Raw genomic sequence first — 12,671 nt, forward strand, 5'->3', positions numbered from 1 at the left:
GCGAAAGCTTTCCCGCCCACCCGCCCGATACCCGGCAGTTGCCCGCCCACCCGTCTGTAGCTTTTTCAGCCCGTCCGGCGTTTGAGGACGAACTCGGCGGAGGCGGTGATCTGCGGTCACCTCGCGGCCGGCGCAGCCGGAAAGGATTCGGGTAGGGGCGGGGTTGGGGAAAGTGAAGCCGCCCCGACCTCACGCCGCCGGTGCCGGTGGTGACAGATGTTGGGCCAGCCAGGACGGGACCCCGCCCATCAGGCGGAAGAGGCGCGCGGCCTCGGCGCGGAGGCGGCCCGCCTCCGGCTCCGGCTCCGCGTCGGCCAGGGCCGCCAGCGCGGGGGCCGTGCCGACCAGATAGCCCAGCTCCTCGCGGATGCGGAGGGACTCCGCGAAACCGTGCCGTGCCTCCGCCAACTCCCCTTCCCGCAGGGCGAGTCCGGCCAGATGCCGCCACGTGAAGGACAGGAGCAGGGAGTCGCCGTGCGCCGTGGCCCCGGCATGCGCCCGCCGGTACGCCGCCCGCGCCGCCTGCGGCGAGTCCGCGAGATGCTCGGCGACAAGACCCCGGCGGAAGTCGAGCAGCGGCCGCCCCGAGGCATTGGGGGCGAGCAACGCCGCCGCCCGCCCCAGCGCCGTACGCGCCTCGTCGGCCCGGTCCCGGACCCCGAGCACCGTCGACGCGTACGCCAACTGCCCCCGCTCACAAGCCGCCGCGCCCCGGTCGTCGTCCTCGACGGCAAGCGCCTCCGCCGTACGGAGCCCGTCCTCGGCCTCGCTCCACCCGTCCCCGGTGAACAGGCAGCGCTCCACCAGGAGTGACGTTCTCTGGAGGGCCGCCCTCGCCCCCTCCCGGGAGGCGAGCAGCGCGGCCGCGTCGGTCCAACAGCCGCGCGAGCGCAGCCGCCATACCGCGGTCTGGAGTGGATCGTCCCCTGCAGTCGTTCCGGTACCAGACATGGCGGTATGCGCCACGTTGCCCTCCCCGAGCACGCCATTGAGCTGTTGAGTCGTGGGCGCATCTCAGCACGGATCGACACGTCCGGCCAAGGGGCTGGGTGAAAGATTTCACAAAGGGCGGGTCATGGAAGGGGTTTGAGGGCCGCGCCCGCTGTCAGCTCATGCGCAGTGCCAGGAAGAAATCGAGCTTGTCCTCGAGGCGCGAAAGGTCACGACTCGTCAACTGCTCGATACGGCCGACGCGGTAGCGCAACGTGTTGACGTGCAGGTGCAGCCGCGCGGCGCAGCGCGTCCACGAACCGTCGCAGTCGAGGAACGCCTCCAGGGTGGGGATGAGCTCCGCGCGGTGGCGCCGGTCGTAGTCCCGCAGCGGGTCGAGGAGGCGGGCCGTGAACGCCCTGCGGACGTCGTCCGGCACGAAGGGGAGCAGAAGTACGTGCGAGGCCAGTTCCTGGTGGCCGGCCGCGCAGACCCGGCCGGGGCGCGCCGCGGCGACCCGGCGGGCGTGCCGGGCCTCCTCCAGGGCGCCGCGCAGGCCCTCCGCCGAGTGCACGGAAGCGCTCACGCCGAGCGTGAGGCGGCCGTCGCCGTCCAGGCCCGCCGACAAGGGGGCGTGGACGGATTCGAGGAGAGAATCCGCGAGCAGGCCCGTCTCCGAGCCGTCGTGTTCCGAGGACACCGCGGGCAGCGGCACGAGCGCGATCGCCTCGTCACCCGTATGGGCCACCGCGATCCGGTCGGAGGGCTCGGGGCCCGCAGACAGCGGGTCCACGAGGATCTCCTCCAGGAGGGACTGGGCCACCGGGCCGCCCTCGATCTCCCCGCCGTCCCACTCGACGCGGGCCACCACGACCTGCCAGTGCGGCGCCGCGCCGAGGCCCGGAAGGAGCACCGGGGCGGCCACCCGGAGGCGTGCGGCGATCTCCGCCGGGGCCGCGCCCGTCTGGACCAGTTCGAGGACCTCCTGGGCGAGGCGGCGGCGCACCGTGCGGGCGGCGTCCCGCCGGTCCCGCTCGACCGCGATCAGCTGGGTCACGCCCTGCAGCAGGTCGAGCCGCTCCTCGGGCCAGTCGCCCGCGTCGGCCTCGACCGCCAGGAGCCAGTCCGACAGGATCGTCTCGCGTACGTCGCGCGACGCCGCCGTGCCCGCGCTCGCGGATGCCGATGCCCGCCCGCTGCTCCGAATGGGGAACAGCGAGTACGTGACGCCGTCCACCTGGACCCGGTGCGGTCCGCGCCGCCCGGTCCGCGCCGCCGCCAGGTGCTCGCCCGCCAGACGCGCGCAGACCTCGGTGGGCAGGGCGGGCCCCGCCGCGCTTGAGCCCGCGATGGGGCGGCCGGCGGGGGAGAGCACCCAGGCCCGCAGGTCCAGGTCGGAGCCGAGCAGGTCGAGGACGACGTCGGGGCCGCCGCCCGCGGGGCCCGAGGTCATCAGGCGGCGGTGCCGGTCGACGACCGCCGCGAGGTCACCGGCCCGCTCGCCGGAGACCTGACGTACGACGTGCTCGGTGATCGTCGCGAAGGCGACCCGCTCGTTGACCGCGAACAGCGGCAGGCGGTGCCGTGCGCAGGCCTCCACGATGTCGTCGGGGATGTCGCCGAGTTCGGCCTCGCCGGCGGCCAGCGCCGCCACTCCGGCGCTCGCCAGGATCCGTACGAAAGGTTCCGTGTCCGAGGCGTCGTGGCGCCAGGCGAGACCCGTGAGGACCAGCTCGCCGCCGGTGAGGTAGCGGCTGGGGTCCCGCAGGTCGGTGGTCATCACACCGCGCACCGTGCGGTCCAGCTCGTCCTCACCGCCGAGCAGTCGCAGGCCCAGCGCTTCGGTGTCAAGGAGTGCGCGCAGCCGCATGGTGTCGTCGCCGCCGATCTGTCTCGAATGGGATGTACATGGAGTCCCCGGCCGGCTACCCGGTGTGGTGTGTCGGCGGGTGCCTGGGGTTTCCAGGGGGAATCCGCGAGGTTGCTGAGGACCGTTCTTCATACGAATCTACAAGACGCGCGGCTTGGCCAGCCAACTCCTTCATGGTTTCGGTGACTGACCCCATCGGACGGCCTGGCGGTGTACTGGCTCCACTCCGCGTTAACAGCACATGAACGAGCAGTCGAGAGGCCTCCGGCCCGGCTTGGCTGGATCACCTCCACCGAACGACCCACGATACGAAGAAGAGAGCCTCATGGACTTCCTTCGCCCCGCCAGCTGGGAGGAGGCGCTCGCCGCGAAGGCCGAGCACCCCACCGCTGTGCCGATTGCGGGTGGCACCGATGTGATGGTCGAGATCAACTTCGACCACCGTCGTCCCGAGTACCTGCTTGACCTCAACCGCATCGTCGAGCTGCGCGAGTGGGAGGTGGGCGAGGAGACGGTCCAGCTGGGCGCTTCTGTCCCGTACACCCAGATCATGGAGGAGCTGCGCACCGAGCTCCCCGGGCTCGCGCTCGCCTCGCACACGGTCGCTTCCCCGCAGATCCGTAACCGCGGCGGCGTCGGCGGCAACCTGGGCACGGCGTCCCCGGCCGGTGACGCCCACCCGGCGCTGCTCGCCGCCGACTGCGAGGTCGAGGTGGAGTCCGTACGCGGCTCGCGCCTCATCCCGATCGACGACTTCTACACTGGTGTCAAGCGCAATGCGCTGGCCCCCGACGAGCTGATCAAGTCCGTCCACATCAAGAAGGCGGACGGCCCCCAGCAGTACTCGAAGGTCGGCACCCGCAACGCGATGGTCATCGCCGTGTGCGCCTTCGGCATCGCCCTGCACCCCGAGACCCGGACGGTACGGACGGGCATCGGCTCCGCCGCCCCGACCCCGATCCGGGCCAAGGCCGCCGAGGAGTTCCTGAACGCGGCGCTCGAGGAGGGCGGCTTCTGGGACAGCAAGAAGATCATCACCCCCTCGATCGCCAAGCAGTTCGCGGAGCTCGCCTCGGGCGCCGCCAACCCGATCGACGACGTACGCGGCACGGCGAGCTACCGCCGCCACGCCGTCGGGATCATGGCCCGCCGCACGCTCGGCTGGACCTGGGAGACGTACCGCGGCAAGGGCCGCAGCACTGAGGGAGTCGCGTAATGCGTGTCAACTTCACGGTCAATGGCCGTCAGCAGGAAGCCGACGACGTCTGGGAGGGCGAGTCCCTTCTGTACGTGCTGCGCGAGCGCATGGGGCTTCCGGGCTCCAAGAACGCCTGTGAGCAGGGCGAGTGCGGTTCCTGCACCGTCCGTCTCGACGGTGTGCCGGTGTGTTCGTGCCTGGTCGCGGCCGGTCAGGTGGAGGGCCGCGAGGTCACCACCGTCGAGGGTCTCGCCGACTACGCGAAGCACCGCGAGGACGCCCACCCGGGCGGCGGCTGCGCCTCCGGCGCGTGCGGTGTCTCCCTGGACAGCGCCCAGCGCTGGCAGGCCGAGGGCACCGACGGCCAGACGGGCGAGGGCACCGAACTCTCCCCGATCCAGCAGGCGTTCATCGACGCGGGCGCCGTCCAGTGCGGCTTCTGCACCCCCGGTCTGCTCGTCGCGGCCGACGAGATGCTGGAGCGCAACCCGCAGCCGACCGACGCGGACATCCGCGAGGCGCTCTCCGGCAACCTCTGCCGCTGCACCGGTTACGAGAAGATCCTGGACGCCGTCCGCCTCGCGGCCGCCCGTCAGGATCGTCAGGAAGAGGCGGTCTGACCATGGGATCCACCCGTACGACAGGCGCCCCCACCAAGATCACCCAGGGGTCGCAGACCAAGGGCGGCATCGGCGAGTCGACGCTGCGGCCCGACGGCACCCTGAAGGTCACCGGAGAGTTCGCCTACTCCTCGGACATGTGGCACGAGGACATGCTGTGGGGCCAGGCCCTGCGCTCCACTGTGGCGCACGCCGAGATCGTGTCGATCGACACCTCCGAGGCCCTCGCGATGAGCGGCGTCTACGCCGTCATGACCTACGACGACCTGCCGGCCGAGATGAAGAACTACGGCCTGGAGATCCAGGACACGCCGGTTCTCGCGCACGGCAAGGTCCGCCACCACGGTGAGCCGGTCGCCCTCGTGGCCGCCGACCACCCGGAGACCGCGCGCCGCGCCGCCGCGAAGATCAAGGTCGAGTACCGGGAGCTGCCGGTCATCACGGACGAGGCGTCCGCGCTCGCCCCCGACGCCGTGCTCGTGCACGAGGGCCGCACCGACAGCCACATGGGTCACGTCCCGCACCCGAACATCGTGCACCGCCAGCCGATCATCCGCGGCAACGCCGACGAGGCCGCCAAGAAGGCCGACGTCATCGTCAGGGGCGAGTACACCTTCGGCATGCAGGACCAGGCCTTCCTCGGCCCGGAGTCCGGCCTCGCGGTGCCGTCCGAGGACGGCGGCGTCGAGCTGTACGTCGCCACCCAGTGGCTGCACTCGGACCTCGAACAGATCGCCCCGGTCCTCGGCCTGCCCGAGGAGAAGGTGCGCATGACGCTCTCCGGCGTCGGCGGTGCCTTCGGCGGTCGCGAGGACATCTCGATGCAGATCCACGCCTGCCTCCTCGCGCTGCGCACGGGCAAGCCGATCAAGATCGTCTACAACCGGTTCGAGTCCTTCTTCGGCCATGTGCACCGCCACCCGGCGAAGCTCACCTACGAGCACGGCGCCACCAAGGACGGCAAGATCACGCACATGAAGTGCCGGATCGTGCTCGACGGCGGCGCCTACGCCTCCGCGTCCCCGGCCGTGGTCGGCAACGCGTCCTCGCTGAGCGTGGGCCCGTACGTGATCGACGACGTCGACATCGAGGCCGTCGCGCTCTACAGCAACAACCCGCCCTGTGGCGCCATGCGCGGCTTCGGCGCGGTCCAGGCGTGCTTCGCCTACGAGGCGCAGATGGACAAGCTCGCCGACAAGCTGGGCATGGACCGGGTCGAGTTCCGGCAGCTCAACGCCATGGAGCAGGGGACCATCATGCCGACCGGGCAGCCGGTCGACTCTCCCGCTCCCGTCGCCGAACTCCTTCGCCGCGTCAAGGAGATGCCGCTGCCGCCCGAGCGCCAGTGGGAGTCCAGCGAGGGCTCCGACGTACGGCAGCTGCCCGGCGGTCTGTCCAACACCACGCACGGCGAGAGCGTCGTACGAGGCATCGGCTACGCGGTCGGCATCAAGAACGTCGGCTTCTCCGAGGGCTTCGACGACTACTCGACCGCCAAGGTGCGCATGGAGGTCGTCGGCGGCGAGCCCGTCGCGACCGTGCACACCGCGATGGCCGAGGTCGGCCAGGGCGGCGTCACCGTGCACGCCCAGATCGCCCGCACCGAGCTCGGTGTCACGCAGGTGACCATCCACCCCGCCGACACCCAGGTGGGCTCGGCCGGTTCGACGTCGGCGTCCCGTCAGACGTACGTCACCGGCGGCGCCGTCAAGAACGCCTGTGAGCTGGTGCGCGAGAAGGTCCTTGAGATCGGCCGGCGCAAGATGGGCTCGTACCATCCGGCGTGGGCGACGGCCGAACTCCTTCTCGAAGGCGGCAAGGTCGTCACGGACGGCGGCGAGGTCCTCGCCGACCTCGTCGACGTACTGGAGGACGAGACCGTCGAGATCGAGGAGGAGTGGCGCCACCGGCCCACCGTCGCCTTCGACCTGGTCACCGGACAGGGCAACGGCCACGTCCAGTACACCTTCGCCGCGCACCGCGCCGTCGTCGAGGTCGACACCGAGCTCGGCCTGGTCAAGGTCATCGAACTGGCCTGCGCCCAGGACGTCGGCAAGATGCTCAACCCGCTCTCCGTCGTCGGCCAGATCCAGGGCGGCACCATCCAGGGCATGGGCATCGCGGTCATGGAGGAGATCGTCGTCGACCCCAAGACGGCGAAGGTCAGGAACCCGTCCTTCACCGACTACCTGCTCCCCACCATCCTCGACACGCCGACCATCCCCGTCGACGTGCTCGAACTCGCCGATGAGCACGCCCCGTACGGGCTCCGTGGCATCGGCGAGGCTCCGACCCTTTCGTCGACTCCGGCCGTACTCGCGGCCATTCGGAACGCGACGGGCCTGGAGCTGAACAGGACGCCGGTACGACCCGAACACCTCACCGGCAACTGATTCCCCCGATCTCTCCGGGCGGTGTGTGCCTCCCAGGAACGTCACACTTCCGCTTGCCCGCGCCGCCCGGAGATCACAAGTACCGCACCGCTCGCGGTCATTCGCAGCACCCACGCTCTTAGGAGCCCCCGTTCGTCTCGGGCCGTCCCCCGGGTCGTGCAGCCAAACGCACCATCCCAAATCCCGCAGTCTCCACAGGTCGATCCAACCGAACCACCTGTTGCGGGTGCCCCTTTGAACCTTGGGAGTTAGGCACCATGACCCAGCAGTCAACGGAGCCGAAGACAACGGCGGAGGACGCGGGCAACGGCTCGCGTGTTCCGGCCGGCAGGTCTTGGCTCGACCGGTACTTTCACATATCCCTGCGGGAATCCACGGTCGCGCGTGAGGTGCGCGGCGGAATCACCACCTTCATGGCGATGGCGTACATCGTCCTGCTCAACCCCGTCCTCCTGTCCGGCAAGGACGTGGCCGGGGACACCATGGGCCAGAAGGCCCTGGTCACCGCGACGGCGCTCGCCGCGGCGGTCACCACCCTGCTGATGGGCTTCGTCGGCAAGGTGCCGCTGGCCCTCGCCGCCGGACTCTCCGTGTCCGGTGTGATCGCCTCGCAGGTCGCGCCCCAGATGACCTGGCCGCAGGCCATGGGCATGTGTGTGATGTACGGCGCGGTGATCATGCTCCTGGTGGTCACCGGGCTACGCGAGATGATCATGAACGCCATCCCGCTCGCCCTCAAGCACGGCATCACCATGGGCATCGGCCTGTTCATCGCCATCATCGGCCTGGTCAAGGGCGGTTTCGTCCACCCCGGCAAGGCGACCCCGCTCACGCTCGGTCCCGCCGGTGAACTCGCGGGCTGGCCCGTGCTGCTCTTCGCGGGCACCCTGCTCCTGATCTTCATGCTGCAGGCGCGCAACACCCCCGGCGCGATCCTGATCGGCATCGTCACCGGCACCGTCGTGGCCGTCATCCTGAACGCGCTCGATGTGATCGACCCCAAGCAGTGGGCGAACGGCGCCCCCGAACTGCACGGCAGCGCGGTCTCCACACCAGACTTCTCGCTCCTCGGCGACGTCGAGTTCGGCGGCTGGGGCGACGTCGGCGCGATGACCGTCGGCATGATCGTCTTCACGCTCGTGCTCGCCGGGTTCTTCGACGCGATGGCCACCATCATCGGCGTCGGCACCGAGGCCAAGCTGGCCGACGACAAGGGCCGGATGCCCGGCCTGTCCAAGGCGCTGTTCATCGACGGCGCCGGCGGTGCCATCGGCGGTGTCGCGGGCGGCTCCGGCCAGACCGTGTTCGTCGAGTCGGCGACCGGCGTCGGCGAAGGCGCCCGTACGGGTCTCTCCTCGGTCGTCACCGGCCTGTTCTTCGCGGCCTGCCTCTTCTTCACGCCGGTCACCGCGATCGTGCCGCAGGAAGTCGCTTCCGCCGCCCTCGTCGTCATCGGAGCGATGATGATGATGAACGCCCGGCACGTCGACTGGGCCGACCGCGCCACCGCCATCCCGGTCTTCCTGACCGTCGTGCTCATGCCCTTCACGTACACCATCACGACCGGTGTCGCGGCGGGTGTCATCTCCTGGGTGGCCATCAAGGTCGCGCAGGGCAAGGCCCGCGAGATCGGGGCCTTCATGTGGGGCCTGACGGTGATCTTCATCGTCTACTTCGCCCTCAACCCCATCGAGAGCTGGCTGGGCGTCCACTAGGCGCCAAGCCCTCCACACACCCGCAGAACCTTTGAGGAGGCCGAGATGCTGGACATCGCCGAAGAGTTGAACCGGTGGGTCGAGCAGGGACGTGACTTCGCCGTGGCCACCGTGGTGGCGGTCGGCGGCAGCGCGCCCCGGCAGCCGGGAGCGGCCATGGCCGTCGACTCGGACGGCACGGCGATCGGTTCGGTCTCCGGCGGGTGTGTGGAAGGCGCCGTCTACGACCTGTGTCAGCAGGCCCTCGAAGACGGCGAGAGCGTCGTCGAGCAATTCGGATACAGCGACGAGGACGCCTTCGCCGTGGGCCTGACATGCGGCGGCATCATTGACATCTTGGTCACCCCGGTCCGCGCGGACTCCTCCGCGCGGCCGGTTCTCGCTTCCGCGCTCGCCGTGGCCTCCTTGGGGGAGGCCGCGGCGGTCGCCCGGATCACGTCAGGACCCGCGGAGCTCGTGGGCCGCGCCCTTCTCGTACGTTCCGACACCGACGCCGGGTACGAAGGCGGGCTCGGCGGACATCCCGAACTGGACCGCACCGCGGCGGGGGAGGCCCGCGCCATGCTGGACGCCGGCCGCACCGGCACCGTCGAGATAGGGGAGGACGGCTCGCGCTGCGGGCAGCCGATCACCCTGCTCGTCGAGTCGAGCGTGCCGCCGCCCCGGATGATCGTGTTCGGCGCCATCGACTTCGCGTCCGCGCTGGTGCGCATGGGCAAGTTCCTCGGCTACCGCGTGACGGTGTGCGACGCGCGCCCCGTCTTCGCGACGAAGACCCGCTTCCCGGACGCCGACGAGATCGTCGTCGAGTGGCCGCACAAGTACCTGCAGCGCACGGAGGTCGACGGGCGGACCGTGCTGTGCGTGCTCACGCACGACGCCAAGTTCGACGTGCCCCTCCTTGAGGCGGCGCTGCGGCTTCCCGTCGCCTACATCGGCGCGATGGGTTCGCGCCGCACCCACGAGGACCGCAACAAGCGGCTGCGCGATGTCGGCGTCACCGAGCTCGAACTGGCCCGTCTGCGCTCGCCCATCGGCCTGGACCTGGGCGCCCGTACGCCGGAGGAGACGGCGCTCTCCATCGCCGCGGAGATCGTCGCCAACCGGCGGGGCGGCAGCGGTGTCTCGCTGACCGGTGCGCACACGCCGATCCACCACGACGGCTCGCGCAAGGCGGCAGGACACATCGGATCCGTCGCCTGACCACGGCTCAATTGTGAAAACCTCCAAAGGTTTCGCTCACGCTCCGCCAGCTTTTCGTCACAAGGAATGGTGGCTGCCCAACGGGCCCGCGGAATAGGTTAGTTCACGAGCAGCCGAGAAAAGGGAATCGAAGGGGTGGGTGTGGCTCTCCAGTCGGTGGAAGAACCGTTAGGAAGCAAGGAAGAGCTGTTCCTGAGACAGGATGCCGCCTTTGTCGAGGCGCCCGGCGGTGTGCTGTTGCGGGGGAGTTCCGAGGATTTCTTCCTGAAAGGCGGCTCCGCCTATCGCTGGCTGACGGCGCTCGCCCCCGCACTCTCCCGCGGCTGCACCGAGGGACAGCTGTGCGCCGGCCTCGACGAGGAACGCGCCGCGGCGGTCTCGCGCCTGCTCGGCCAACTGGCGAGCAGCGGCTTCCTGCGGGCGCGCCGGGTCGAGGGCGACGACGTGCTCGACGCGGAAACCAGCGCCGCGTACGCCGAACAGATCGCCTTCTTCGCCCACCACACGGACACCCCGAAGGCCGCCTTCCGCACGGTGCGGGACGCCAGGGTGCTGCTGGTCGGGGACGGACCCTGCGCCGCGTCGGCCGCGCGCCTGCTGCTGCGCAACGGCGTGCGCAGGGTGGCGCTGTGCCGGGTCGCCGCCGGCTCCGATGACGATGCGCCGGGCGCCGTGGCGGGCGTGGCGGGCCTTGAGCTCTTCGACGAGCGGGACGGCGCGGCCGTCCGCAGGCGGGCCGCCGCATGGCGCCCCGACGCGCTGCTCGTCCTTCCGTACGGAGTGCCCGGCGCTCTCGCGTCCGACCTTGCCGAACACGCCGGTGAACGGGGGCTGCTGTTCCTCTCCGGCGACGCGAGTTCCGAACTCCTGCTGCTCGGTCCACTGGTCGGCACGGGAAAGTCCTGCCGGTTCTGCCTGCAGCTCTGGCTCGCCGAGAACGGGACGATAGGCGGTGCTCCCGCAGAGCTGTTTCCTGCTGTATCGGCCGCCGTAGGAAGCGAATTGGCGGCTGAGTTGTTCAAGCAGCTTTCAGGCTGCATGGATTCGGAACTCTCCGGCGGGGTCGTCCTGCGCGATCCGATTTCCCTGGAGAGCGTGCGGGAGCCGCTGGCCGTCCATTTGGACTGCCCCTACTGCATCAAGCAGCAATCCCTCCGTGAATTCACGGAAGGCGTCATGCGATTCGCCGCCGGGGGTGCGGACCTGCCCGTGGAGAGCGCGGAGCGGGCCGCGCACCAGGAGACCGCCGCCGCCCCGAGGCTCGGCCTGCTCGCGGGCTTCGACGACGCGGAGCTGCCGCAACTCCTGGTGAAGATCGGCAGGGCCCGCGTCGGCGGTGCGCCGGGTCCCGACGCGTACGGCTGCAGCTACGACACCCTTGAGGCCGCGCGGACCGACGCGGTCGAACGCCTGGCGCGCCGCGTCGCAGCGGTCCGGCGCACCCCTGTGTTCATGCCGGTCCTCACCGGCAGCCACGGCAGGCTGACGGGCGAGGGCACGGATGCGTTGCCCGCGACCGCGTTCGGCGCGCAGCCGCAGCCGCAGCCGCAGCCGCAGTCGCAGCCGCAGTCGCAGTCGCAGTCGCAGTCATCGTCATTGCCGTCGCCGTCGCCGCGTACGGGCGAGGATCCGGAGGGCAAGGACGCCTGGATTCCCGCCTATTCACTGAGCCGCCGCGTCGTGACGTGGATTCCGGAGCGGATCGCGTTCGCCCCGGCCCTCGCCGCGGCGGATCCGCACGGCGACATGGCGGCGGGCTACGGCGCGGGCGCGACGTTCGAGGAGACCGCGCTGAACGGCCTGCTCTCCGTGCTGCTCCACGAACACGTCCGGGCGGCCTGTGCCGGCACGGCGGCGATACGGCGCCTCGACCCCTCGGCCGCCGGACAGGTGAGCCGTGAGCTGTCGATCCTGCCCTCGCTGCGCCGCCTCGCGGCCGACGTGAGCTTCACCGAAGTGCTGGGGGACGGCCCGGAAAGGGTCGTCGTGGCGCACGCGGAGCCGCTGCGGGACAGCCGCAGGACCGCCGTACGGGCGGCCGCGATCGGCCTGACCCGGACCGATGCGCTGCACCGCGCCGTGCTCGAACTGGCCGGGCTGCTCCAGTTGCCGGCCGAGGGGCCGCGTCTCGACGGCGCCCGGTCGGTCGTCCTCGTGCCGTACGAGGAGTTCCCCGAGGCCCGCGGCGAAGCCGGGCCCGGTCCCGGAAGCGGTGAAGAGGCGGCGGACGGCGGTCTGGCGGGTCTGCTCGCCGCGCTCCGGCGGCGCGGACGCGAGGCCGTCATCGTGCGCACGCTGCCGCCGGCGCCCGCGGCCGGACTGCCCGCCCTGACCGGCCGGGTCCTGCTGACCCACGCGTAGATCCCGACAGATCCCGACAGATCCCGACGAACTTCCCGGCGCGCGAGCGCCGGGCGGCTTCCGGGGCGTCCCGTCCCGGGAGAAGGCCAACAGAAAGGTACGACGTCATGCAGAACGACCTCGCCGACCTCAGCAGCCTGTCCGTGGAGTCCTTCGAGCTGGAGGCGGTCCCCGCCGAGCTCGTTCCGGAGTCGCTGCACACCGACTGCGTCTTCTGCGGCTGTCACTGCAACCAGGTGCCCGAGAAGAAGTAGCCCTCATGGGCCGTGGGGGGCGGCCCCGGCGCCCGCCCCCCCCCCCCCCGCGCCCCCGCCCCGCCCCCCCCACCAAAACAGGGCGCGCGCAACCCCGTGGTATTTTTGAGAGGGCCCCCCCCCGGGG

At 70.8% G+C, this 12,671-nt stretch carries 9 protein-coding genes; 7 read left to right on the forward strand and 2 right to left on the reverse strand.

What is annotated here, in order from left to right:
* Nucleotides 1-189 precede the first annotated feature (189 nt).
* Complete coding sequence (locus ACFWY6_RS22835; protein WP_384693270.1) at nt 190-951, reverse strand: hypothetical protein; 762 nt, start codon at nt 949-951, stop codon at nt 190-192.
* Nucleotides 952-1,105: 154 nt separating this feature from the next.
* Nucleotides 1,106-2,800, reverse strand: a complete 1,695-nt coding sequence (locus ACFWY6_RS22840; RefSeq protein WP_384693273.1) for a PucR family transcriptional regulator — start codon at nt 2,798-2,800, stop codon at nt 1,106-1,108.
* A 325-nt stretch (nt 2,801-3,125) separates the two neighbouring features.
* On the opposite strand from ACFWY6_RS22840, the gene ACFWY6_RS22845 reads away from it, so the two are divergent.
* From ACFWY6_RS22845 to ACFWY6_RS22875, 7 genes are all read left to right on the forward strand, one after another.
* Nucleotides 3,126-4,016, forward strand: coding sequence for an FAD binding domain-containing protein (locus tag ACFWY6_RS22845; RefSeq protein ID WP_384693276.1), 891 nt, complete (start codon nt 3,126-3,128; stop codon nt 4,014-4,016).
* Complete coding sequence (locus ACFWY6_RS22850) at nt 4,016-4,618, forward strand: (2Fe-2S)-binding protein (protein WP_135332270.1); 603 nt, start codon at nt 4,016-4,018, stop codon at nt 4,616-4,618. Before ACFWY6_RS22845 ends, ACFWY6_RS22850 begins: the two co-directional genes overlap by 1 nt.
* Before the next feature lie 2 nt (nt 4,619-4,620).
* A complete protein-coding gene (locus ACFWY6_RS22855) occupies nt 4,621-7,011 on the forward strand; it encodes a xanthine dehydrogenase family protein molybdopterin-binding subunit (protein ID WP_384693279.1) in 2,391 nt (796 codons plus the stop codon).
* 257 nt (nt 7,012-7,268) lie between these two features.
* Complete coding sequence (locus ACFWY6_RS22860) at nt 7,269-8,726, forward strand: NCS2 family permease (RefSeq protein WP_384693282.1); 1,458 nt, start codon at nt 7,269-7,271, stop codon at nt 8,724-8,726.
* Nucleotides 8,727-8,771: 45 nt separating this feature from the next.
* Nucleotides 8,772-9,929, forward strand: a complete 1,158-nt coding sequence (locus ACFWY6_RS22865; protein ID WP_384693285.1) for an XdhC family protein — start codon at nt 8,772-8,774, stop codon at nt 9,927-9,929.
* Nucleotides 9,930-10,070: 141 nt separating this feature from the next.
* Nucleotides 10,071-12,290 (forward strand): hypothetical protein, encoded by a 2,220-nt coding sequence (locus ACFWY6_RS22870; RefSeq protein ID WP_384693287.1) that lies wholly within the window; start codon nt 10,071-10,073, stop codon nt 12,288-12,290.
* Nucleotides 12,291-12,397: 107 nt separating this feature from the next.
* Entirely contained in the window at nt 12,398-12,544 is a 147-nt protein-coding gene (locus ACFWY6_RS22875) for a hypothetical protein (protein WP_266871709.1), read from the forward strand.
* The last annotated feature ends 127 nt before the right edge of the window (nt 12,545-12,671 follow it).

This window comes from Streptomyces sp. NPDC059037 (assembly GCF_042740015.1).
In the GTDB taxonomy this organism is placed as follows: Bacteria; Actinomycetota; Actinomycetes; order Streptomycetales; family Streptomycetaceae; genus Streptomyces.